The organism is Streptomyces dengpaensis (assembly GCF_002946835.1).
GTDB classification, from domain to species: Bacteria; Actinomycetota; Actinomycetes; order Streptomycetales; family Streptomycetaceae; genus Streptomyces; species Streptomyces dengpaensis.
Genome location: NZ_CP026652.1, coordinates 7952648 through 7975757 on the forward strand (window position 1 = coordinate 7952648; position 23110 = coordinate 7975757).

The following is a 23110-nucleotide window of genomic DNA, read 5'->3' on the forward strand; positions in this document are numbered from 1 at the left end:
GTCGGCCATGGGCTCAGCGCGCCGCCTCCACGGCCACCGCCCGGGCCCACCGATAGTCCGCCTTTCCGCTGGGCGACCGCTGGATGGCCTCCGTGATCACGAGCTGGCGCGGGATCTTGTAGCCCGCGAGGTGGGAACGGCAGTGGGTCTGGATGTCTTCCAGGGACGGGCGGCCCGCGCCCTCGCGGAGCTGGACGACCGCCGCCACGTGATTGCCCCACTTCTCGTCGGGGACCCCGGCGACCAGGGCGTCGTACACGTCCGGATGCGACTTGAGGGCCTGCTCGACCTCCTCGGGGTAGACCTTCTCGCCGCCGGTGTTGATGCACTGGGAGCCGCGGCCGAGAACCGTGACGATGCCCTCCTCGTCGACCGTGGCCATGTCGCCGAGGAGCACCCACCGCTCGCCGTCCTTCCGGAAGAACGTCTCGGCGGTTTTCTCCGGGTCGTTGTAGTAGCCGAGGGGCACGTGGCCCCGCTGTGCCACCCGCCCCGGCTCACCGACCGCGACCGGCTCGTGCGTGACCGGATCCACCACCTGGGTACGGGAGTTGACCCGGATACGGAAGCCGCGCTGCAGACCCGCGTCGGGCGTCGCCGTGCCGTTGAAGCCCGACTCCGACGAGCCGAAGTTGTTGAGCAGCATCACGTTCGGCACGAGCGCCTGGAACTGCTCGCGCACCGTGTCCGACATGATCGCGCCGGAGGAGGACACGCTGAACATGGAGGAGCAGTCCGTGCCCTTCATGGGCCCGTTCAGCGCGTCGATCAGCGGCCGCAGCATTGCGTCGCCAACCAGCGACATGCTGGTGACCTTCTCCTTCTCGATCGTCCGCAGGACTTCCTCGGGCACGAACCTGCGGTGGATGACGACGCGTTGGCCGAAGTTGAAGCCGATGAACGCGGTGAGCGTCGAGGTGCCGTGCATCAGCGGGGGAGTAGGGAAGAAGGTGATCCCCTCCCCGCCGGCCGCGACGCGCTCGGCGAGTTCCTCCGGCGTCTTGACCGGCTCGCCCGTCGGGGCGCCACCGCCGAGGCCGGCGAAGAACAGGTCCTCCTGCCGCCACATCACGCCCTTGGGCATCCCTGTCGTGCCACCGGTGTAGATGATGAACTGATCGCCCGCCGAACGCACAGGGAAACCGCGCTCCGGGGACCCGGCGGCCTCCGCTTCCGCGAAGTCCACCGCCTCCAACGGGGCCACGCCGGGTGCGGGGCTTCCCACCCGTACGAGATGCCGCAGCGCCGGGGCGTGCGGCAGCGCCGCCGCCACCCGGTCCGTGAACTCCGCGTCGAAGACCAGCCCCACCAGATCCGCGTCCCGGTAGAGGTAAACCAACTCCTCTTCCACATACCGGTAGTTGACGTTGACCGGCACGATCCGCGCTTTCAGGCAGCCAAGGACGGTCTGCAGATACTCGACGCCGTTGTAGAGATGGAGGCCGAGGTGTTCGCCCGGCCGGATGCCGCTGTCGATCAGGTGGTGCGCGACGCGGTTCGCGGCCGCGTCCAGCCGCGCGTACGTGAGGCGGCGCTCCGCGCCCGTGCCGGGGTGGTCGATGTACACGAGCGCCTCGCGGTCCGCGACCACGTCGACGACCGACTCGAACAGGTCGGCAAGGTTGTACTCCACCGCTCCTCCTGACCCCGAACGTCCGTGGCGGCTCTCGGCTCGACGGTCATCAGAGCAAAGCCCGACCCGACTGTGAAGGGTCCCGGCGGAAGAAATCTGACTGCCTGTCAGAAAACCCTTGTACTGGCTCCCCGCCTCCTGCAACCTGTTCTCGCATCCGAGACGGGAGGACGCCCATGGGTGGAACGGAACACCTCACCGTGCAGCGCGAAGGCGCCACACTGGTGCTCACGCTCAACAGGCCCGAGGCCAGGAACGCGCTCTCGCTGCCCATGCTGGTCGGCCTGTACGACGGCTGGACCGAGGCCGACGAGGACGACGCGATCCGCTCGATCGTGCTCACCGGCGCCGGGGGTGCCTTCTGCGCCGGCATGGACCTCAAGGCGCTGGCGGGAAAGGGCATGGAGGGCCGGCAGTACCGTGACCGGCTGAAGGCGGACCCCGATCTGCACTGGAAGGCGATGCTGCGCCACCACCGCCCCCGCAAACCGGTGATCGCGGCCGTCGAGGGGCACTGCGTCGCGGGCGGAACGGAAATCCTCCAGGGCACCGACATCCGGGTCGCCGGCTCGTCCGCGACCTTCGGGCTCTTCGAAGTCAGACGCGGCCTGTTTCCCATCGGCGGCTCCACGGTCCGGCTGCAACGCCAGATCCCGCGGACGCACGCCCTCGAAATGCTGCTCACGGGACGCCCGTACACGGCCCAGGAGGCCGCTGACATCGGCCTGATCGGCCATGTCGTCCCCGACGGAACCGCCCTCGACACGGCCCTCACCGTCGCCGAGCGCATCAACGCCTGCGGCCCGCTCGCCGTCGAGGCCGTCAAGGCATCCGTGTACGAGACCGCCGAGATGACCGAGACCGACGGCCTCGCCGCCGAACTCGAACGCGGCTGGCCGATCTTCGACACCGCCGACGCCAAGGAGGGCTCCCGGGCCTTCGCCGAGAAGCGCCCGCCCGTCTACCGGCGCGCCTGACCGCCCAGCGGCCCAGCTTCCCGTGGCGCGTCCGACCCTCCGAAGGAGACATCCGGGATGCCCGAAGTCCTCACAGCCCCCCTCGTCGTCGAATTCCCCTTCACCCGCTCGCTCGGACCCGTCCAGAGCGCCTTCCTCACCGGCCTGCGCGAGCGCGTCGTCCTCGGCGTGAAGACCGCCGACGGCCGCACCCTCGTGCCGCCCGTCGAGTACGACCCCGTCACCGCCGAGGAGATACGCGACCTCATCGAGGTGGCCCCCATCGGCACCGTCACCACCTGGGCCTGGAACCCCGCACCCCGCCGGGGCCAGCCCCTCGGCACCCCATTCGCCTGGGTCCTGGTGCGGCTCGACGGCGCCGACACCGCCCTCCTGCACGCCCTCGACGCCCCGGGCCCCGACGCCGTACACACCGGCATGCGCGTCCGCGTCCGCTGGGCACAGGAGCGCTCCGGCGCGATCACGGACATTGCCTGCTTCGAACCGTACGAGGGCGACCCGCCTGAACTCGCCGGTCACAGCGGCCGGTTCGAGAACATGGTCACCGGAATCGTCGCCCCCGCCCGCCTCGACTACGTCTACTCACCCGGGCGCGCCCAGTCCGGCTACATCAACGCCCTCTCCGACCGGCGCACCGTCGGCGAACGCTGCCCGTCCTGCCGCAAGGTGTACGTGCCGCCGAGAGGTGCCTGCCCCACCTGCGGGGTGGCCACGGCGGAGCAGGCCGAGGTGGGCCCGCGCGGCACCGTCACCACGTACTGCATCGTCAACATCAAGGCCGCTCATACGGCGAGCGACATCGAAGTGCCGTACGTCTACGCGCACATCGCCCTCGACGGCGCCGACCTCGCGCTGCACGGCCGGATCGGCGGCATCCCCTACGACCAGGTTCGGATGGGCCTGCGCGTGGAGCCGGTGTGGACGGCAGGGGCCCGGTATCCCGACCACTACCGCCCCACCGGTGAACCCGACGCTCCATACGAGACGTACAAGGAGCTGCTTTGAATCCTCCCCCTCGCGAGCGACGGGGATTCCTGGCTCACGCTGCTCGATCGCTCAGCGAACGACGGAGTCTCACGCGATCAGCGCCAGCCGGGTTGAAACCAGCCCGGATGTATGAAGTTTTGGAAGGAACTGCCATGCGGGCTTGGTTCTCGCTCGGCACTCAACGGCTCTACCGCCTGGAGACTCGGTGACGCGTGAGATCGCTGTAATCGCCTTCGCCCAGACCGACCACCGGCGCACCACGGAGGACGTCTCCGAGGTGGAGATGCTCATGCCGGTCCTGCACGACGTCCTCGAACAGACCGGCCTGAAGACCGCGGACATCGACTTCACCTGCTCCGGCTCCAGCGACTACCTCGCGGGCCGTGCCTTCTCCTTCACGATGGCGCTCGACGGGGTGGGCGCCTGGCCGCCGATCTCCGAGTCGCATGTCGAGATGGACGGCGCGTGGGCGCTGTACGAGGCGTGGACGAAGCTGCTGACCGGGGACGCCGACACCGCGCTCGTGTACGGGTACGGCAAGTCGTCGCCCGGTTCCGTACGGGACGTCCTGACCCGGCAGCTCGACCCCTACTACGTGGCGCCCCTGTGGCCGGACTCCGTCGCGCTCGCCGCGCTCCAGGCACAGGCGCTCATCGACGCCGGCGAGACCGACGAACCCGCGCTCGCCGCGGTAGCCGCCCGCAGTCGCGCCTCCGCGGCCGCCAACTCCCGCGCCCAGCTGAGGGGTTCGGTGCCGCAGGGCGACTACGTCGTACGTCCCCTGCGCACCGGCGACTGCCCGCCCGTCGGCGACGGTGCCGCCGCCGTGATCCTCGCGGCCGGGGAGCGGGCCCGTGAGCTGTGCGAACGGCCCGCGTGGATCCGGGGCATCGACCACCGCATCGAGGCGCACGGCCTCGGCGTCCGCGACCTGACCGACTCGCCGTCCACCCGGCTGGCCGCGGAGCGGGCGGGTGCCTTCGAACGGCCCGTCGACACCGCCGAGTTGCACGCCCCCTTCACCTCCCAGGAGGTGGTCCTGCGCAAGGCGCTGCGGCTCGACGGCAGTGTGAACGTCAACCCCTCCGGGGGCGCGCTCGCCGCGCATCCGTTGATGGCGGCCGGGCTGATCCGCATCGGTGAGGCCGCCGCGCGCATCCATCGTGGCGCATCCGACCGGGCGCTCGCCCACGCCACGTCAGGCCCCTGCCTCCAGCAGAACCTGGTCGCCGTACTCGAAGGGGACGCCCGATGAGCAAGGAGCCCGTGGCCGTCGTAGGCATCGGCCAGACCAAGCACGTGTCGGCCCGACGGGACGTGTCCATCGCGGGAATGGTCCGCGAGGCGGCACGGCGGGCCCTGGACGACGCCGAGTTGACGTGGGCCGACATCGACGCCGTCGTCATCGGCAAGGCGCCCGACTTCTTCGAGGGCGTCATGATGCCGGAGCTGTACCTCGCCGACGCGCTGGGCGCGGTCGGCAAGCCGATGCTGCGGGTGCACACGGCGGGCTCCGTCGGCGGATCGACGGCGCTCGTCGCCACGAACCTCATCGCGGGACGCGTCCACGGCACGGTCCTGACCCTGGCCTACGAGAAGCAGTCCGAGTCGAACGCCATGTGGGGCCTGTCGCTGCCCATCCCCTTCCAGCAGCCGCTGGTGGCCGGAGCCGGCGGCTTCTTCGCGCCGCACGTGCGCGCGTACATGCGGCGCACCGGCGCGCCGGACACCGTCGGCTCGCTCGTCGCGTACAAGGACCGCCGCAACGCGCTGAAGAACCCGTACGCGCATCTCCACGAGCACGACATCACCCTGGAGAAGGTCCAGGCCTCGCCCATGCTGTGGGACCCGATCCGCTACTCGGAGACCTGCCCGTCCTCCGACGGGGCGTGCGCGATGATCCTCACCGACCGTGCGGGGGCGGCCCGTTCACCGCGGCCGCCGGCCTGGATGCACGGCGGCGCGATGCGCAGTGAGCCGACTCTCTTCGCGGGCAAGGACTTCGTGTCGCCGCAGGCGGGCAAGGACTGCGCGGCCGACGTGTACCGGCAGGCGGGCATCGCGGACCCACGCCGTGACATCGACGCCGTCGAGATGTACGTGCCGTTCTCCTGGTACGAGCCGATGTGGCTGGAGAACCTCGGATTCGCCGAGGAGGGTGAGGGCTGGAAGCTCACCGAGTCCGGGGTGACGGAGCTGGACGGGGACCTGCCCGTCAGCATGTCGGGCGGGGTCCTCTCCACCAATCCGATCGGTGCCTCCGGCATGATCCGCTTCGCCGAAGCGGCACTTCAGGTGCGCGGGCAGGCCGGAGAGCACCAGGTCGACGGGGCTCGCAGGGTGCTGGGGCACGCCTATGGCGGCGGATCCCAGTTCTTCTCGATGTGGCTCGTCGGGTCGGCGCCGCCGGCCTCCTGAAACCGTCCTCCTCACGTGGCCTGTGCGCCGCCCGGACCGATCGCTAGGCTGGCGGCGGACGACGAACCGGGAGGAGCACGGACGTGGCCGAAAGCACCATCGAGCAGCACCCGCTCGCGGGCTGGGACAAGCCGGAGCTGGACCTCAGCAACGCCGAGTGGCAGTCCAGCAGCCGAGGGCGGGGAGACGTCCAGATCGCCTTTGTCGAGGGCTTTATCGCGATGCGCAACAGTGGCCGGCCCGAGAGCCCTTCCCTGATCTTCACACCCGCGGAGTGGGGTGCGTTCGTGTCGGGGGCGCGGGAGGGCGAGTTCGACCTGACCTGAGCCGTCAGCGGTCGGGGCCGTCAACCGCGCGCGCGTCGCGCGGGATCACGAACGACACCGTGCCGCCGCACCGTCGTTGCACGCCTGACCGTCGAGGCGTGCCGTCGGCGGAGTCGCGGCGAACCGGACACATTGACGGCCTCGTCAAGCGGCCACCGCGATGGTTCCCTGGTATCGGTGCCGCCGCCACAGGGCGCGTGCGGCAGACGGGGGAGAACCATGGCGACCAAGCTCATCCGGCTGGCCGACGGCACCCTTGTGGAGGTCGAGGTGCCCACCGCGCAGGCCCGCCGGATCTCGGGGGGAGTGACGGACAACGTCAACTCCCGTCTCGATCAGATCGATTCCCTGCTGGTCAGCGTGTGCAAGCCGCTGCTCAGCGCTTGGCGGGCCCTGGGCGAAGAGGTCTCCATCGAGCAGGCCCAGGTGGAGGTCGGGCTCAGTTTCGAGGGCGAGGGGAACATCTTCATCACCAAGGCGAAGGCGGGCGCGAATCTGACCGTGACGCTGACCATCACCAGGCGGGAGGGCCGGTGATGATGCCGCAGCGGTCGCCGGACATCGATGACGCCGTTCTGAGAGTCTCCAGCGCCCTGCCGAGCAACACGAGTTTCGGCACGGCGTATGTCGTGGACCTTGAGGAGTCCACCGGTATCGCACGGCTGGTGACCTGCGCGCACGTCGTGAGGGATGTGGGAGGGGAGCACCAGCTGCTGGTGGGTGACCAGCCCGCCGATGTGGTCAAGTGCGGTTCCCCGGACGGTCCCGACGACCTGGCGGTGCTCCAGGCCGTGGTCGCGCCGGGCACCCGAGTGCTGCGGGTCGGGTCCGGAGCCAAGTCGGGGCGCGCGTGCAGAATCGTGGGCTACTCCGAGCTGTACGGGCTGGCAGGTGCGTACCGCATCCAGGAGTTTCGCGGAAAACTCGGGGCCATCACATCGATGGAGCTGATGGGCCGCCGGGCGGGATCCTGGGAACTGGAGCTCGACGAGGAACTGCCGGACGGCTTCAGCGGATCCCCCGTACTCGACGCGCTCACGGACGAGGTCATCGGGACGGCCGCCATCGCGCTGCCCGGCAGGACGAGCGGGCTCGCCGTCACGGTCCAGGAACTCGCACGGCTCTGGCCGGACGTGAAGACCATCACGGCGGCCCCGTACTGGCATCGGGGGATGGAGTTCATCCACGTGCCGGGCGGTGAGTTCCCCATGGGCACCACGGATCGGCGGGCCCGTGACCTCGCGGAAGGGCGGTACCGGACCGAGTTCATGGACGAGACACCGCGCAGCGTCGTGCACGTCAACGGGTGCTACGTCGCCAGGTTCCCCGTCACATACGAGCAGTACGCCCGCTATCTCGACGACACCGGAGCCGACGTACCCTACCGCGGCGACTCCCTGTCCCTGCCGTACTCGTGGGACCGCGCCGACCGACGCCCTCCGGACGGACTGCGGACGCACCCCGTCGTTCTCGTCTCGTGGCGCGACGCCCTCCGCTACTGCCAGTGGCTCGGGGCGCGGCTGCCGACCGAGGCCGAATGGGAGAAGGCCGCACGCGGCCCCCACGGCCTCACCTGGCCGTGGGGGCAGGACTGGGACCCGGCCCGCTGCAACACCAGTGAGAGCGCACGGGGTTCGTCGACCGCCGTCGAACTGTTCTCCCCGTCCGGCGACAGCCCCTACGGCGTCTCCGGCATGGCAGGCAACGTATGGGAATGGTGCAGCAGCAGCTACGACCCCTACCCCTACGACGCCCTCGACGGCAGGGAGGACCCCGCCGGCGTCGGCCGCCGGGTGGTCAGAGGAGGCGCCTGGCCGCAGGACCGGCACATCGCCCGCTGCGCCACACGCCACGGCGTCGGCCAGGACAACTTCGGATTCACCATCGGATTCCGGGTCGTCCTGTCCCGGCTGCCGGGATGGTGACGGGTGCTGCCGCGCCGAGTGGTGTTCCTCGCCTCGGAATACCCCCCTCATGTCTACGGCGGTCTGGGCACCGTCATCGCCGCCCTGAGCCGGACGCTGGCCCAGCGGTCGGTCGCTGTCGAACTGTTCGTGCCGCAGCAGCCCGGCTACGCGGCCGCCCCGCCGGGCGTTCGGCTGCACGAGATCGCCGTAGAGGAGGCCACCAGCAACGAGGAGTACTGGCAGAACTTCTGCCGACAGGCCGTGGTGCGCGCCAAAGAGGGCCTGGCCGAGGACATCGACCTCGTCCACTGCCACGACTGGATGACGGCCCCCGCGGGCATCGGCTTCCGCGATGTGCTGGGTGTGCCGCTCGTGTTCAGCGTGCACCTCCCCCAGGCACCGGGACCCTACCGGCGGATGGAGGACCTCGGCCTGGTCCAGGCGGACGCGGTCATCGTCAACAGCCAGGCGGTGGCCGACGAGGTCGGCGAACGGCCCGTCGGCATCGCCCCTTTGGCGATCCTCCCCAACGGCGTGGACACGACGGCCTACCACCCGGCCGTGCGGCCTCCCTCCCGGGAGCCCTACGTACTCTTCGTGGGTCGCCTGGTGCCCCAGAAGGGGGTTGACGTCCTGCTCCGGGCCTTCGGTGCCGTACTGCGCAGGATTCCTCGCGCACGCCTCCTGGTCGTCGGGGACGGCGAGCAGCGGCTCTACCTGGAGCGGATGGCCCGCGCTCTGGGGCTGATGCCGCAGGTGGTCTTCCTGGGCTGGCAGACCGGCCCGGAGCTGGTCCACCTCTACCAGCAGGCCGAAGTACTCGCGGTTCCCAGTGTCTACGAACCCTTCGGGCTGGTCGCGTTGGAGGGGCTGGCCTGTGGCCGACCGGTGGTGGCCTCGCGCACCGGCGGGCTGGCCGACATCGTGACCGACGGCACGGACGGCTGGCTCGTCGACCCGGCCGACCATCTGCAACTGGCCCAACGGCTCGCCTGGCTCCTGCTGGACCGACGCCTGGCCGAGGGATTCGGCAGCGCGGCGGTCGCCCGGGCCGCACAATTCGCCTGGGAAGCGGTCACCGCCCGCACCCAACGGCTCTACGCGGACGTCATCGACGGAAGGCGGAGCGATGGAAGCTGAATTCTTCGGCTACAACCCCGAGGAATGGGTCTCGGCCCGACTCCTCGAACTCGTCGCCCGGCACATAGACCCCACCATCGCGCTGCAGATCAACGACGCCAACACCGTGAACCATCGCCGCAGGACGGAGATCGGCAACCGCTACGCGAAGCTCCTCTACGCCTCCATCCCACCGGACCTCGGGGTCTCCATCGAGGTGCACACGGACCTGGACATCATGAACTCACGTGTCTACGTGCGGATTTACTGGCCAATGATTCAGTGGCGGAACTGGCAGCCGTTCGGTGGGGGCCAGGGGTACGGCTCCCAGATCTACGGCTATCAGGAAGTGAACTTCTTCGCCGACGGCAAGGGACTCCAATACTTCCTGCCGGCCCTCGCCATCCGGAACCGCATGGTTCTCGTCCCGGCCGGACAGAACTCGGTGTTCGAGGCCACCGACGAGGAGGACGAGGTCGGCCCGCTCCAACGGGACGTCATCGAGGTCGACTTCAGCGACGACGCGGCGCTGGAGGCCGCCGTGATCGAAACGGGCCGGATGCTGCGCCGCGAACTGCGCCGGGAGGTGGCCGCCTACGCGAGCTTCCAGCAACCGGGCAGCTGGACCTACCTCGACGCCGCCGCCCACCTGGAAGTGCCGGTGGGCTTCGTCAAGAGGGCCCTCCAGGAGGAGGGCGAGGCGACCGAGAAGGCCTACCGGCTGCTGCGCTGCGACATCGATCAGGAAAGGATCAGGCACGGCCGCTGGACGAAGATCCGTCTCCAGGTCCGCAACGATTCCGACCTCGACTTCCCGGACGTGACCGTCACAGTGTCGGGTCCGGTCCAGGTACTGCCCGCGATGATCTCGGCGACACTGCCCGCCCAGGAGACGACCATCGTCGAACTCGCGCTCAACCCCGCTGACATCGGCGAATTTCCCATCGAGATCGCCTTCGTCCTCCCGGAGGACCAGATACTCGCCGAGTGGCTGCCCATCCACCACGTCTGGCTCGAGAGCCTCGAACCGGACCGGGCTCCCTGACGCCCGCCGATCGCCCCGGTCGGTCACGGCACAAAGGGCTCCCTCGGAGCAGCCGCGGGCGTACGCTGAGGTGCTTGAGGGTCACGGTGCGCACTCGCTCCCCGCGCTGGATGCACCACCGTGGCAGGGGGTACACCATGGAGCAGCACAGCGTACGGAGTCGACGGACGCTCTTCGAGCGTGAGGGTGAACTCGCCGCTGCCGACGAGGCGTTGGGCGAGCTCACCGGACTGCGCAAGGACGGTGTCGAACCACCGGAGCGCCCACGCGGCGCGCTCCTCGCGTTCGCCGGACGTGCCGGAATCGGCAAGACCACCCTCCTCGCTGAAGTACGTCGCCGCGCCGCCGCCAAGGGCTGCACCGTGCTGTCCGCGCGCGGCGGCGACCAGGAGCAGCGCGTCGCCTTCCACGTCGCCCGCCAGCTCCTGCAGCCACAGCTCGCCGGGTTCTCCGAAGTCGAACTCCGTGCCTCGCTGGGGAGTTGGTACGCGATCGTCGGCCCCGCGCTCGGCCTGTGCGCGCCTGCCGAGGGCGCCCCGCCCGACCAGCAGGGCCTGCGCGACGGCCTCGACTGGGTGCTCACACATCTCGCGGTGCAGCGCGCCCCGATGGTGCTCGTCCTCGACGACGCGCACTGGGCCGACCCGGAATCATTGAGCTGGCTCGCCGCGTTCGCGCCACGTGCCGAGGAACTCCCGCTGCTGCTCGTGGTCGCCTACCGGCCCGACGAACTCCCCGACCACGCCGAGGCGTTCAGGGGACTGCCCGGGCGCGCGGGCCAGCGCCCCATCGGCCTCGAACCGCTCAGCGCCGCGGCCGTCGCCCGGCTGGTACGGGAGGACCTGGGCACCCAGGCCGACGACGCGTTCTGCCGCGAGTGCTGGGCGGTCACCGCGGGCAACCCGTTCGAGGCAGTCGAGCTGACCGCGAAGGTGCGCGACCGCGGGCTGACCCCGACGGAGGCCGGCGCGCATCTGCTGCGAGACCTCGCCGCCGCCGTCAAGGGAAGCGGTCTGATCGCCCGCCTCGAACGCCTCGGCACCTCGACCGTCCGCTTCGCCTGGGCCTGCGCGGTGCTCGGCACCGAGATCCCTCCGACGCTCGCCGCAGCGGTCGCCGGCCTCGGCCCCGGGGAGGCCGCCGACGCGGCGGACACCCTGCGCAGCGCCCGCATCCTCACCGGCACCGTAACGGACGCGGGCACCCTCGAATTCGTCCACCCGCTCATCGCCACAGCCGTCTACCGCGCCATCCCCGGCGGCGTCCGCGTCGCCCTGCACGGCCAGGCCGCCTGGTGCATCATCAACGAAGGCCTCGGCGCGTCCGCCGCCGCCCGCCACCTCCTGGAAACCCACCCCGACGGCGACGCCTGGATCGTCCAGCAACTGCGCGCCGCCGCCCGCGAGACCCAGCGCGCCGGAGCCCCCGACGCCGCCCGCCGCTACCTCGCCCGCGCCCTGCGCGAACCTCCGCCCCCGGACGATCGGGCCGGCGTCCTGTACGAACTGGGCTGCGCCTCCCTGCTCACCGAACCGGCGACCACCGTCAACCATCTGCGCGCCGCCCTCGAGGAACCCATCACCGACCCGGAGCTGCGCCACAACATCGTCTACCGCCTCTCCCAGGTCCTCGCCCACAGCGACCGCCTCGCCGAGGCATCGGAGACGCTCGCCCGCGAGATCCGCGTGACCGGTGACGCCCGGGTACGGCTGCGGATGCAGTCCGAGCAGTTCATGTGGGACGCCTTCCGCGCCGACGAACCCGACTCGCCCGCCCGCTCCCGCCGCCTGGCCCGCCTCGCCGACCGGCTCACCGGCCGCGAACTCACCGAGCGCTACGTCATCGGTCTGCGCGCCTGGGACGCCACCCTGCGCGGCGAACCCGCCCACATCGCCCTCCACCACGCCGAACGCGCTCTCGCCGGCGGACTCGGCTGGGCCGAGGCCGACCGCGGCTTCGAGGTGCCCGTCCTGGTCGCACTCACCTTCATGTACGCGGACCGGCCGGGGCGCACCGAGGAACTCTTCGCCACCGGCATCGCCGACTTCGAGGCCCAGGGCTGGCACGGGGCCCACCTCTCCTTCGGCTACACCATCCTCGGGTACGTCCGCTACCGCCGTGGTCGGCTGGCCGAGGCCGAGGACTTCGTCCGAGCGGGCCTCCGGCTCGCCGAACGCGTCGGGCCCGGCACCCCCGTTCACTGGTACGCCGTCGCCACCCTCATCCAGATCCTGCTCGCCCGCGGCCGTATCGCCGAGGCCGCGCGGACCGGGGAGGACTACGCGTTCCGCGCGCCCTTCCCGGCCGCCGTGACCTTCCCCGACGCACAGACCGTGCACGGCGAGCTGCTGCTCGCCCGCGGCCTCACGAAGGACGCCGCAGCCGAGCTGGCCGCGGCCGGGCGCCGGCTCGACCCGCGCGGCATGCGCAACCCCGCCTGGTGCCCCTGGCAGGTCCTCCTCGCCCGCGCCGAGAGCCACGACGCCCCGGAACGCGCCGTCACCACGGCCCTCGAAGCGGTGAACCGAGCCCGCCAGTACGGCGCCCCCTCCGCGATCGGCCAGGCCCTGCGCGCCGCCGCGGAGGTCTCCTCCGGCTCGGCCCGCGTCAAGTTGCTCGAAGAGTCCGTGGGCCATCTGGAGTGCTCCCCGGCCGCGTACGAGCTCGCCTGCGCCCTGGTCGCGCTCGGCACCGAACTGCGCCGCGCCGGACGCCCCAAGGAAGCCGCCGAACACCTGTACCGGGGGCTCGACGCGGCCGTGCAGTGCGGCGCCGACGGGCTGGTCGGGGAGGCCCGCGACGAACTGGCCGCCGCCGGGCTCAGGCCGCGCCGCCTGCACAGCACCGAGACGGACACGCTGACGGCCCGCGAGCGCGCCGCCGTCGCGCTCACCCTACGGGGCCGCGCCACGGCCGAGATCGCCGAGGAGCTGCAGACCGACGAGCCGGCCGTCGTACGCCTGCTGTCGGCCGTCTGCCGGAAGCTGGGCACGGACCGTGCGGGACTCGGTGCCGCACTGGGGGAGCGACCATCTCCATGAACCTGTGAGGAGCCGCTCCACAGCCGCTCACGAGGGCGCCCCTCGCGGCCCGGGGCACGCCCGTGCACGTACCATTGCGGCATGTCCTTCCTCCGCCGCCGCAGCGCTACTCCCGCCGGGCCCGACTTCGACGTTCTGGCCATGGACCCGGGCGACTGGCCTGGCAATCTCGGCGCGGGCCTGCTGCCCGCGCCCGACGGCAGTTGCCAGGGTGTCTTCCTGCGCTACGACCTGTTCGGCGGCCGCGGCCCCGCGATGATCATCGGCAATCTGCCGGAGGGCTCCCCGGCCCGTGACGTCGCCGAGGGCGAGGTTCCCTTCGAGGTGGCCCAGCTGCTGCTCGCGCTGGACAACGACGAAGAGGTCACCGTCACCGGGACCGAGGACATGCCGGTGATGCAGGGCGACAACCTGCTGATCGTGCGCCGCCTCAAGCTCTCCGAGACCCGTATCTCGTGCGTGCAGTTCGACCGCAGCGACAACGTCCTGGTGACCATCGCCGCGTGGGACCGCCCCATCACCGACGACCTGTACACCCTCCTGAAGCCGCTCCCGGCGGAGCTGTTCCAGCAGCGCTAGGGCCTGTCCGGCGGATCATGCCGCAGACGCGGGGCTTGGCACGCCCATCTGCGGCGTTGTCGTCAGTCGCCGACTCCCCCACGCTCGAATGCGCTCGCGCGGGGGCACCCCCATCGCGTCGACTGCCTCCTCCGCCCCCTCGCTGCCCGCCTGGCTGGCGCCGCGCTCTTTGGCTCCCTCCTTGGCTTCCTTGTCGCAGCTGCACGCACCAAGCCCCGCTCACCGGCGCCTATGAGGTGCCCTTGCTTCTCTGCGACCTGATCTCTCGGACGGCGACGTTCCCGGGAGGTCCTGGGCAAGGCGATCGCGCGGTACTTCGACCCGTCGGAAGTGGCCGTGGTCGTCGGCGGGGTCGAGCTGAGCGCGGCATACTCGGCCCTGCCGTTCCACCACCCGATGCTCACGTGCTCTCCCGGCGTGGGCGAGTTGGTCCGGAGGGCGGCAGCGGAACACCTCACCCCGGTCACCCTTGAACTCGGCTGCCAGAACCCGGTCGTGGTGGGCCATGACGCCGACCTCGCGGACGCCGCGGGGGCTCGCGACTGTCCAACGACGGACAGTTCCGCCTCGGCCCGGACCACGTCTTCGCGCCGATGGACCTCGGCAACATCACGGATGGGCCTCAGCCCGGCGCTCGGGATCGGGGATGGTCTGGAGAGCCAGTACCGCGGCAACCCGGCTGGGGGCGATGAACGCCGACTGACCGGACCTGTAGAGCACGTGGACCGCCGGGTGGCCGCCCGACACGCTACGGGGAAGTGATGTCCACTTTTATGCATTACATCACTTTCAATGTCAGTGGCAACGGACGAAGAGAGGACGCGAGGGCCCATGAGCACGCAGACCCCGGCCGGCTACACCTACGGCTCCACCTCACCCAGCCCGGTCACCAGGGACGACCTGGCCAAGCTGGAGGCGAGTGTCCTGTTCACCGAGGAGGATGAACAGGCGCTGCGCATGGCCGGCGACGTGCTGGAGGACCAGGTCGAGGACGTCCTGGACGTCTGGTACGGATTCGTCGCCTCGCATCCGCACCTCGTCGCCTACTTCGCCACCCCGGACGGAACCGTACTGCAGGACTACCTGACGCGCGTCCGCGGCCGTTTCGGCCAGTGGATCCTTGACACCTGCCGCCGCCCGTACGACGACGACTGGCTCTCCTACGCCCACGAGATCGGCCTGCGCCACACGAAGGACAAGAAGAACCGGACCGACGGGGCGGACTCAGCGCCTTACGTCCCGCTGCGCTACATGGTGGCGTTCATTTACCCGATCACCGCCACCATGCGCCAGTTCCTGGCCAACAAGGGGCACGACGACGAGGCAGTGGAACGCATGCACCAGGCGTGGTTCAAGTCGGTGACGCTGCAGACCGCACTGTGGCTGCAGCCCTACGCGGGCGACCAGTGGTGAAACCCTGATCAGGCCCTCCGGTGTTCGAAGCGGGCGCCGGCGCGGACTGTTCACGGCCCGCCGGCAGGCCTGGGTTGGCTCGCCGCCGCGTGGGATGAGCGAGCCGGAACGGTGCTGACGGTTGGCGGGTCAGTGAGCCGTGTGCATCGTGAAAGTTGCAGGTCACGGGGCTGGTGTGCGCGGGGTTCGGGATGCTCACGCTGGTCGCGGGCGCATGACTCCGGACAAGATCGGCGGTCAGCGGGCGACTTCACGGTTCGTCAGGACAAGCAGAGCCCTCGCCAGCGCGGTCGCCCACGCCGGGTCGGTGCGGATCTTGCCCAGGACGCGCCAGGCATACATCCAGCACCCGACTCGAACATCCGAAGAACTGCGTCACTCCCTCGGGATGCCCTTGGAAAGGGATTAGTTCTTCAGGTGGGCGAATCCGTGCTCGACCGGTGCCCTGACGGCCGCCAGTGCCTTGGTGGACAGCTTCTGCCCTCGTGTCAGAGGCCGGTTCCGGGCGGGCTTGTAGCCGGTGATCATCGCCGGGTCGGCGCCGGGATCACTGTCCTCGAGCCCGACGAATGCCAGGTCGGCGATCGCGCCGAGCCCGGCAGCCCGCAGCTTCTGCGTGAGCTTGTCGTGACGGCAGGCGGTGATCTCCGAGGTCCGTCCGGGTCTGACCGCGGAGACCCAGACGAGTCGGCCCCGGTCGTCGGTGAGCGCGATCACGAGCAGGCCATGGCATTTGTGCTTGCCGGAATAGTTCTTCCGGTTGTCCGGGCCGGTGCGCCGCCGGGTGCGGATCAGCGTGCCGTCCAGCAGCACCACCCCGCCACCCTCCCGTGCGATCTTCTTCAGGGCCCGGTCCAGGCGCGGGGCGCGGGCGGCCAGCAGGAAATCAGAAAGACGCAAGAAATCAACAGCTGGAGGAGGTGCGCACGCACACGCGAAGGGCCGGGCCGCACCCACGCGACCCGGCCCCACCCTTCACCGAACGCTACGAAGCCGAGGACATCACCCGTACGTCCGCGGCCCGCACGAACGCCACCCGATGACCGAACTGGATCTCGTAGTACATGTCCTTGCCGATCACGACCTTGTGCGGAGCCGTGTCGAAGGTCGGCGCGTAGTAGTACTCGCCCGGGACCTTGTCGCCCGCCGCGTACCGCTGGCCTTCGAGCAGCTTGTACGGCAGAGGTGAGACCGACTGGACGGGTACGCCTGCCGGGTACGCCTCCTTCTCCGGGTAGGCGCGCCCGTAGACGGGGATCTCCTTCAGGCCGGCCTTGGGCGTGATGACCGGCCCGGACGCGTTCACCACCGTCGGCTGCTTCCCCGGGTTCTTGAACCATGCCTTCTGGCCCAGATACCAGATGGCCGTCCAGTCGCCGTCACGACCGGCGACGGCATAGCGCTGCCCCGTGGAAACGCGTGAACCGATGTCGTTCACACCGATCGTCGAGTCGTCGCCCTGGGGATACAGGCCGATGTCCTTGATGAGGGGCGCGCTTTCGTCCGACCGGGAGTACAGCCGCACCGCGCTCGACCCGTGCACCGCGCACGGCTCACCGCCGGTGACGCAACCCGTGTACTCCGGACGGTTCTTGGCGTAGTCCGGCAGTACGGTCACCAGGCCGCCCGGGCCCTTCCCATCGCCGTGGAAGGGGTGCTCCAGCAGCGTGAAGTAGTGCTGCCAGTCCCAGTACGGGCCCGGGTCCGTGTGCATGCCGGGAATGGTCGGCGTCGTCGGGCCCGGCACATTGTCGTGCCCGAGGATGTGCTGACGGTCCAGCGGAATGTCGTACTTCTCGGAGAGGTACGACACCAGCCGCGCCGAGGCCCGGTACATCGCCTCGGTGTACCAGGCGTCGGGCGAGGCCAGGAAGCCCTCGTGCTCCAGGCCGATCGACTTGGCGTTGACGTACCAGTTGCCCGCGTGCCAGGCCACGTCCTTCGCCTTCACGTGCTGGGCGATATGACCGTCGGTGGAGCGCAGGCTGTAGTTCCACGACACATACGTCGGGTCCTGGACCAGCTTCAGTACGCCGTCCCAGGTGCCCTCCGTGTCATGGATGACGATGTACTTGATGCTCTGCGCCGCCGGCCGGTTGCCGAGGTCGTGGTTGCCGTACTCGCCCTCGCCGAACTCCTCGTACGGAGCAGGAATCCACTCGCAGGATACGTTCTTCGGGCACTCCGTGCCCTCGGCGGAGACCGTACGCAGTCCCGCGCGCCCCAGTTGGGCGGTGTCGGGGCTCAGCTCGGGCTGGGCGGCGAGGGCCACCCGCTGACCGGCGTCCGTGACGCGTTCCTCGCCGCCGCGGATCACGTCGTACACGTCATCGGCGTACGTCGCCGCCGTCGCCGTGTCGTCCGCGCCGGAGAAGCGTGCCACCGCCCCGTACCAGTCGGACGCGTCGTCGCTCAGCGGCTCGCCGAGCTCCCGCTGCGCGGCGGCGAGCAGCGCGGCACCGCCCGCGAGGTTCGCGGCCGCGTCCGTCCGCAGCCGCTCCGCGGGCAGGCCGGTGAGCTCGGCGGCCTTCGTCAACGTCTTGAGCCGGGGCGGGAGTTCGGAGTTCTCCGGCACGTGCGTCTCGGGGAGGAGGGGGGCGCGCGAGCTGTCGCCGCGGGCGTCCTCCGCGCCGTCGCTGTGGTGCGGTGCCTCGGCGATCGCCGTACGGGCGTCGGTGAGGTGCATCGGGCCGTAGCCGCCGCTGACGCTCGGGGCACCGGCGTGCGTGTCCCAGCGGGACTGCAGATAGGAGACGGCGAGAAGGACGCTCCGCGGTACGTGGTACTCGGCGGCCGCGGTGGCGAAGGCCCTCTGCAACTGGGCGGAGGAGGCCTGTTCGGCGGTACGGGACGGGGTCGCGCCGAGCAGCGGCAGCAGCAGCGCAGCCGAGGCGAGGGCGCCCGCGGTCCTGCGCGCGCGATGGCGCCCGGCGGTGGCCTTGGGGATGGTGGCGGATCCTCGCAATGCAGCCTCCTGGGACGGTTGGGCGCGGTGGGGCGTGCGGGGGCCGAACGCGTCAGTGGTACCCGTAATCCGATGGCCCGTCAATCATGCGCAGGCCCAGGCGATTTCCCATGTCAGCGCTGGTTGCGAGCGTTTTCGTGGCGACGGGCACCCGGCCTGCGGGGCGTCAGTGGAGTGGACCAATAATCCGAACGGGCGACGCCCGGACATGACGAAGGTCCGCGGTGCGCCGCTGTCCAGGCGCAACCGCGGACCCAAGTCCCCGTCAGCGAGTGCCGACCGCCGCTCGAACGGCCCGACGGGCCATCTGGCAGTCGTCGTGCAGCCGCCTCAGCAGCAGCCGCTGTTCCTCGCCGGACGGCGCAGCACCCGGGTGGGCCGCCGGTCCCGGTGCCGCCGGGGTCGTGTCGTGCATCGAACGCTGCACGGCCGTCTCGTACGTACGGATCTCCCTGGTGAGGACGAGCATCAGGTTCACCAGGAACGCGTCCCGCGCGGCGGGCCCCGCCGACTGCGCGAGCTGGCTGATCTGCCGCCGGGCCGCGGTGGCGTCCCCGAGCACCGCCCACAGCGTCGCCAGGTCGTACCCCGGCAGATACCAGCCCGCGTGCTCCCAGTCCACCAGCACTGGACCTGCCGGTGAGAGGAGGATGTTCGACAGGAGCGCGTCGCCGTGACAGAACTGGCCCATGCCTTGTCGCCCTGCCGAGTGGGCGATTCCGTGCACCAGCTTCTGCAGATCGCCCATGTCCCGGTCCGTGAGCAGACCCAGCTCATGGAACCGGGAGATCCGCTCCGCGTAGTCCAGCGGGGCGTCGAACGTGCCCGCCGGTGGCCGCCACGCGTTCAGCCGGCAGATCGCGCCCAGCGCCGCCCGGATGTCCGCGCGGGGCGGAGCCTCGGCCGGATGCCGCTGCAGCGCGGCCACCCGGCCCGGCATCCGCTCGATCACCAAGGTGCAGTTGTCCGGATCCGCCGCGATCAGCCGCGGTACCCGGACCGGCGGCCGGTGCCGCACGAACGAGCGGTAGGCCGCTATTTCATGCCGGATCCGGTCCGTCCAGATGGGGGAGTGGTCCAGTAAACACTTGGCGACGGCCGTGCTGCGCCCTGTCGTGCCGACGAGGAGCACGGAGCGCCCGCTGCGGCGCAGCACCTGGACCGGAGCGAACTCCGGGCAGATCCGGTGCACCGACGCGATCGCCGTGCGCAGCTGCGCGCCCTGAGGGCCGGACAAGTCGAGTCTCCCGCTGAGCGGCTGGGTGCCGAGCCCCGGAACGCGCCGCGTCCGGCCGGCCCCGAGCACGGGTGTCGCCTGACGCGCGGGGTCGAGGTAAGGGCCGCTGCCCGCAGGGCGGGGGTGCAGCGACCGGGGCGGAGCGGACACGGAGGACGATGCTGCGTACATGGGCGATACAGATCCCTTCGTGTGCCTGCGAGTTACGGCGCTACCCGCCCCGGCCGCCCTGGTGCACCCTGGGGAATGTCCTTGAGGCAACCGGGTCGGGGTGGCGCGTTCCTACCTGACACCCGTTGCCCAGTGGCACACCATCTGGCGCACCCTGGCGAACCCTGGCGAATAGTCGCTCTGCAACTGACAGACGGTTACTGTCATTTCAGCCGAGAACCTGGGGGCTTGACGTGAACGGACAACCCAACACCCGCCTGGCGGACCTGTTCGGCCTGGCCGGCTGGTCCAAGGGCGAGCTCGCGAGGATGGTCAACCGGCAGGCGGCGGCCATGGGCCACCCCCAACTGGCAACCGACACCTCGCGGGTGCGGCGTTGGATCGACATGGGAGAGATCCCGCGCGATCCGGTGCCGCGGGTGCTGGCGGCTCTTTTCACCGAGCGTCTCGGCCGTGTCGTGACCATCGAGGACCTCGGTCTGGTCCGGCACGGGCGCGTGGGGAAGCGGCAAGGCGGCGGGAGTGCGCAACATCCCGACGGAGTGCCGTGGGCGCCCGAGCGGACCGCCGCGGTCCTCACCGAATTCACGGGAATGGACCTCATGCTCAACCGACGCGGCTTGGTGGGCGCGGGTGCCGCGCTCGCCGCGGGATCCGCACTCAGCACGGCCATGCACGACTGGCTGCACACCGATCCGGCCCTCACCGCCGACTCTCCCCAATTCGACGACCCCCTGCACGCCGACCCCGCTGGGTTCGACCGTTACGAGGCCGCCCCCATCGGGTCGCAGGAGATCGAGGAACTGGAGCGCTCGGTCGAGGTGTTCCGGGCCTGGGACGCCGCCCGCGGCGGCGGGCTCCAGCGCAAGGCTGTGGTGGGCCAGCTCAACGAAGTGGGAGGCATGCTCTCCTACCGACACCCCGACCATCTGCAGCGGCGCCTGTGGGGCGTCGCCGCCAACCTCGCCGTCCTCGCGGGCTGGATGTCGCACGACGTCGGCCTGGAGCCCACGGCTCAGAAGTACTTCGTCATCGCCGCCCACGCGGCCCGTGAGGGCGGTGACCGGCCGCGCGCCGGGGAGGCGCTCTCACGAGCGGCTCGCCAGATGGTGCACCTGGGCCGGCCCGACGACGCACTCGACCTCATGAAACTCGCCAAGTCCGGTTCCGGCGACGAGACGCTGCCCCGCACCCGGGCCATGCTCTACACCATCGAGGCCTGGGCACAGGCGTCCATGGGCAAGGGCCAGGCCATGCGGCGCACCCTCGGGCAGGCGGAGGACCTGTTCGTCTCCGACCGGGGCGACGTGCCTCCGCCGAGCTGGATGCAGCTGTTCGACGAGGCCGACCTGCACGGCATGCAGGCCCTCGCCTACCGCACTCTCGCCGAACACGAGCCGACCGCGGCCGTCACCGCGCAGCGCCATGCGAAGGAGGCGCTCAAGCTGCGCGAGTCGGGCCGGGACCGGTCACAGATCTTCGACCACCTCTCCCTCGCCTCCGCCTGCTTCATCGCCGACGATCCCGAACAGGCCGACCGATACGCGCGACTGGCCCTGACGTCGATGGGGGCCAACTCCTCCCACCGCACCTGGGACCGGCTGCGCGAGATGTACCGGCTCACCGGGCAGTACTCCAACTATCCGAAGATCCACGACCTGCGTGAGGAGATCAAACTAGCTCTTCCCAAGGGCTCGTTGAAGCCCAGGGGCGGCAACAGCGCGCGGGCGTAAGGGGGGCCGTGTCGCACCGCGGGTTGGCTTCCGGGGCGTTACCCCGACTGGCCAAGGACGACTCGCCTTCCAGGGGCGTGGTGTGATCCCGGCGGGCAAGGGCGTCAGGAGCCGACCCGGGCGATGAGCACGCAGGCGTCGTCCTCGCGCTCGGTCTCTCCGAACTCCTCGACAACCATCCGTACACAGTCCCGGGCCGTAGGGGCCCCGTCGAAGCGCGGGGCCAGGTCTAGCAGCCTCTGGGCGGCCGCTGTTCCCCTGCGCCGCGGCACCAGTCCGTCGGTGCGCAGGAGCAGAAGGTCGCCCTCTTCGAGGGGCTCCTCGGCCTGCCCGTAGACGGCACCCGATGTCGCTCCGAGCAGCACGCCGTCCGGTGCGGCCAGCGCGCGCCCCGTCCCGTTGCGGAACAGCAGCGGGGCGGGGTGTCCTGCTTGTGCCCAGCTGAGGGTGCGGGTCTCGGGCCGGTAGCGGCAGCAGACGGCGCCGGCGAGGGTCGGCTGGACGGAGGCGTCCAGGAGCTGGTTGAGCAAGGAAAGGAGCCGGCCCGGCTGGGTGCCTGTCACGGCCATGCCGCGCAGGGTGCCGAGCAGCAGCGGCATGCCCGAGGTCACGGCGACTCCGTGGCCGGTGAGGTCGCCGACGCTCAACAGGGTGTCCCCGTCGGGCAGTTCGAGGGCGTCGTGCCAGTCGCCGCCGGTCAGTGCGCCGGTCGTCGACGGCAGATAGTGGGTGGCGAGGTCGAGGGTCCCGGGACCTCGCCGCGGGAGCCGCAGGGAGTCACGCCACGGCGGCAGCACGTCCTCCATCGGCTCGACGGTGAGCCGGTGCTCGGCCAGTTCGATCTGCCGCTCGCGCTGCAGCGAGTCACGGGTCTCGCTCACCGTCCGCTGGCTGAGGCGCAGTTCGCTGATGTCGCGCAGCACGGCCCACATCGAGGCGGTGCTGCCTTCGGCGTCGAGCACGGGCTCGCCCATCATGTGCACGGTCCGCATCCCGCCGTCGGGGCGCGCTATGCGGAACTCTCCGTCGATGGGCTTGGCGTCGATCAGGCAGTTCGTGACCATCGCCGTCAGCATCGGCCGGTCCTCGTCGAGCACCACCGAGGGCAGTTCGTCGAGCGTGAGCGGCGCAGCGGCGGGGTCGCGGCCCAGGATCTGATAGAGCTCACCGGACCAACTGGCCTCGTCCGTCAGCAGGTTCCACTCGGCGCTGCCGACCCGGCTCAGCAGCGAGCCGCGCCGGGGTGCGGGCGGCACGGCGGATCCGGCTGCGGGTTGGACGGGCGCGGGCGGCGGTCCGTCCCGCAGCTGGGCCAAGTGCTCGTCGAGGTCGCTGAGTTGATGCAACGCCAGGTTGCACAGTGCGCGCTGCCAGCGTCCCTGCGGGTCCGTGTGGTCGGCGGGAGCCTCACGCCGTACGGCGTCCACCTCGCCGCGCAGCCGCCGCGTCTGCGAGATGAGCGCGTCGACCGTGCCGCGCCGGGGCGGCTGTGCGGCTGTGCGGTCCGCAGAGAGATGGGAGGGCATGACGTACTCCGAGGGGGGACGGTACGACCAAGG

Annotated in this window: 19 protein-coding genes; 14 read left to right on the forward strand and 5 right to left on the reverse strand. The window is 70.6% G+C overall.

The window, feature by feature from the left end:
• Positions 1 to 13: 13 nt before the first annotated feature.
• Positions 14 to 1633 (reverse strand): acyl-CoA synthetase, encoded by a 1620-nt coding sequence (locus C4B68_RS37045; RefSeq protein WP_099502247.1) that lies wholly within the window; start codon positions 1631 to 1633, stop codon positions 14 to 16.
• Between the two features lie 176 nt (positions 1634 to 1809).
• On the opposite strand from C4B68_RS37045, the gene C4B68_RS37050 reads away from it, so the two are divergent.
• The 13 genes from C4B68_RS37050 (at position 1810) to C4B68_RS37110 (ending at position 15445) form a co-directional block, all read left to right on the forward strand.
• Positions 1810 to 2610, forward strand: coding sequence for a crotonase/enoyl-CoA hydratase family protein (locus C4B68_RS37050; RefSeq protein WP_099502246.1), 801 nt, complete (start codon positions 1810 to 1812; stop codon positions 2608 to 2610).
• Between the two features lie 57 nt (positions 2611 to 2667).
• Positions 2668 to 3615 (forward strand): Zn-ribbon domain-containing OB-fold protein, encoded by a 948-nt coding sequence (locus tag C4B68_RS37055; protein WP_099502245.1) that lies wholly within the window; start codon positions 2668 to 2670, stop codon positions 3613 to 3615.
• Between the two features lie 187 nt (positions 3616 to 3802).
• Complete coding sequence (locus C4B68_RS37060; RefSeq protein ID WP_099502244.1) at positions 3803 to 4852, forward strand: thiolase domain-containing protein; 1050 nt, start codon at positions 3803 to 3805, stop codon at positions 4850 to 4852.
• The gene (locus C4B68_RS37065) at positions 4849 to 6015 is read left to right on the forward strand and encodes a thiolase domain-containing protein (protein ID WP_099502243.1); all 1167 of its coding nucleotides are present in this window, start codon (positions 4849 to 4851) and stop codon (positions 6013 to 6015) included. The genes C4B68_RS37060 and C4B68_RS37065 overlap by 4 nt, the downstream gene beginning before the upstream one ends.
• 83 nt (positions 6016 to 6098) lie before the next feature.
• Positions 6099 to 6341 carry a DUF397 domain-containing protein gene (locus tag C4B68_RS37070; protein ID WP_099502242.1) on the forward strand — a complete coding sequence of 81 codons (243 nt, stop codon included), beginning with the start codon at positions 6099 to 6101 and terminating at the stop codon, positions 6339 to 6341.
• Between the two features lie 219 nt (positions 6342 to 6560).
• Positions 6561 to 6878 carry a CU044_2847 family protein gene (locus C4B68_RS37075; RefSeq protein ID WP_099502241.1) on the forward strand — a complete coding sequence of 106 codons (318 nt, stop codon included), beginning with the start codon at positions 6561 to 6563 and terminating at the stop codon, positions 6876 to 6878.
• Positions 6878 to 8266 (forward strand): SUMF1/EgtB/PvdO family nonheme iron enzyme, encoded by a 1389-nt coding sequence (locus tag C4B68_RS37080; RefSeq protein ID WP_099502240.1) that lies wholly within the window; start codon positions 6878 to 6880, stop codon positions 8264 to 8266. Before C4B68_RS37075 ends, C4B68_RS37080 begins: the two co-directional genes overlap by 1 nt.
• 3 nt (positions 8267 to 8269) lie before the next feature.
• Positions 8270 to 9388, forward strand: a complete 1119-nt coding sequence (locus C4B68_RS37085) for a glycosyltransferase family 4 protein (protein WP_099502239.1) — start codon at positions 8270 to 8272, stop codon at positions 9386 to 9388.
• The gene (locus C4B68_RS37090) at positions 9378 to 10412 is read left to right on the forward strand and encodes a hypothetical protein (RefSeq protein ID WP_099502238.1); all 1035 of its coding nucleotides are present in this window, start codon (positions 9378 to 9380) and stop codon (positions 10410 to 10412) included. Before C4B68_RS37085 ends, C4B68_RS37090 begins: the two co-directional genes overlap by 11 nt.
• A 137-nt stretch (positions 10413 to 10549) precedes the next feature.
• Entirely contained in the window at positions 10550 to 13453 is a 2904-nt protein-coding gene (locus C4B68_RS37095; RefSeq protein WP_099502237.1) for an ATP-binding protein, read from the forward strand.
• A gap of 81 nt (positions 13454 to 13534) precedes the next feature.
• The gene (locus C4B68_RS37100) at positions 13535 to 14032 is read left to right on the forward strand and encodes a hypothetical protein (protein ID WP_099502236.1); all 498 of its coding nucleotides are present in this window, start codon (positions 13535 to 13537) and stop codon (positions 14030 to 14032) included.
• Positions 14033 to 14428: 396 nt separating this feature from the next.
• The gene (locus C4B68_RS37105; RefSeq protein ID WP_167459343.1) at positions 14429 to 14794 is read left to right on the forward strand and encodes an aldehyde dehydrogenase family protein; all 366 of its coding nucleotides are present in this window, start codon (positions 14429 to 14431) and stop codon (positions 14792 to 14794) included.
• A gap of 69 nt (positions 14795 to 14863) precedes the next feature.
• Positions 14864 to 15445 carry a protoglobin domain-containing protein gene (locus C4B68_RS37110; RefSeq protein ID WP_099502234.1) on the forward strand — a complete coding sequence of 194 codons (582 nt, stop codon included), beginning with the start codon at positions 14864 to 14866 and terminating at the stop codon, positions 15443 to 15445.
• Between the two features lie 405 nt (positions 15446 to 15850).
• Here C4B68_RS37110 and C4B68_RS37115 read toward each other — a convergent pair whose 3' ends face one another.
• The 3 genes from C4B68_RS37115 to C4B68_RS37125 all read right to left on the reverse strand — a co-directional run bounded on the left by C4B68_RS37115 (position 15851) and on the right by C4B68_RS37125 (position 19818).
• Positions 15851 to 16345, reverse strand: a complete 495-nt coding sequence (locus C4B68_RS37115; protein WP_240634597.1) for a transposase family protein — start codon at positions 16343 to 16345, stop codon at positions 15851 to 15853.
• Between the two features lie 85 nt (positions 16346 to 16430).
• Positions 16431 to 18410, reverse strand: a complete 1980-nt coding sequence (locus tag C4B68_RS37120; RefSeq protein WP_099502233.1) for an N-acetylmuramoyl-L-alanine amidase — start codon at positions 18408 to 18410, stop codon at positions 16431 to 16433.
• A 265-nt stretch (positions 18411 to 18675) separates the two neighbouring features.
• Positions 18676 to 19818 (reverse strand): aminoglycoside phosphotransferase family protein, encoded by a 1143-nt coding sequence (locus tag C4B68_RS37125; protein WP_099502232.1) that lies wholly within the window; start codon positions 19816 to 19818, stop codon positions 18676 to 18678.
• Between the two features lie 233 nt (positions 19819 to 20051).
• On the opposite strand from C4B68_RS37125, the gene C4B68_RS37130 reads away from it, so the two are divergent.
• Positions 20052 to 21551, forward strand: a complete 1500-nt coding sequence (locus C4B68_RS37130; protein ID WP_099502231.1) for a DNA-binding protein NsdB — start codon at positions 20052 to 20054, stop codon at positions 21549 to 21551.
• Between the two features lie 104 nt (positions 21552 to 21655).
• Here the strand turns inward: C4B68_RS37130 and C4B68_RS37135 are convergent, their stop codons facing one another.
• Positions 21656 to 23077, reverse strand: a complete 1422-nt coding sequence (locus tag C4B68_RS37135; protein WP_099502230.1) for a PP2C family protein-serine/threonine phosphatase — start codon at positions 23075 to 23077, stop codon at positions 21656 to 21658.
• Positions 23078 to 23110 lie beyond the last annotated feature (33 nt).

Excerpts from the sequence above, each read along its gene's own strand:
- C4B68_RS37050 (WP_099502246.1), top strand. The coding sequence starts at position 1,810 with ATGGGTGGAACGGAACACCTCACCGTGCAGCGCGAAGGCGCCACACTG.
- C4B68_RS37055 (WP_099502245.1), top strand. The coding sequence starts at position 2,668 with ATGCCCGAAGTCCTCACAGCCCCCCTCGTCGTCGAATTCCCCTTCACC.
- C4B68_RS37065 (WP_099502243.1), top strand. The coding sequence starts at position 4,849 with ATGAGCAAGGAGCCCGTGGCCGTCGTAGGCATCGGCCAGACCAAGCAC.
- C4B68_RS37075 (WP_099502241.1), top strand. The coding sequence starts at position 6,561 with ATGGCGACCAAGCTCATCCGGCTGGCCGACGGCACCCTTGTGGAGGTC.
- C4B68_RS37080 (WP_099502240.1), top strand. The coding sequence starts at position 6,878 with ATGATGCCGCAGCGGTCGCCGGACATCGATGACGCCGTTCTGAGAGTC.
- C4B68_RS37090 (WP_099502238.1), top strand. The coding sequence starts at position 9,378 with ATGGAAGCTGAATTCTTCGGCTACAACCCCGAGGAATGGGTCTCGGCC.
- C4B68_RS37095 (WP_099502237.1), top strand. The coding sequence starts at position 10,550 with ATGGAGCAGCACAGCGTACGGAGTCGACGGACGCTCTTCGAGCGTGAG.
- C4B68_RS37100 (WP_099502236.1), top strand. The coding sequence starts at position 13,535 with ATGTCCTTCCTCCGCCGCCGCAGCGCTACTCCCGCCGGGCCCGACTTC.
- C4B68_RS37105 (WP_167459343.1), top strand. The coding sequence starts at position 14,429 with ATGCTCACGTGCTCTCCCGGCGTGGGCGAGTTGGTCCGGAGGGCGGCA.
- C4B68_RS37110 (WP_099502234.1), top strand. The coding sequence starts at position 14,864 with ATGAGCACGCAGACCCCGGCCGGCTACACCTACGGCTCCACCTCACCC.
- C4B68_RS37125 (WP_099502232.1), bottom strand. The coding sequence starts at position 19,818 with ATGTACGCAGCATCGTCCTCCGTGTCCGCTCCGCCCCGGTCGCTGCAC.
- C4B68_RS37135 (WP_099502230.1), bottom strand. The coding sequence starts at position 23,077 with ATGCCCTCCCATCTCTCTGCGGACCGCACAGCCGCACAGCCGCCCCGG.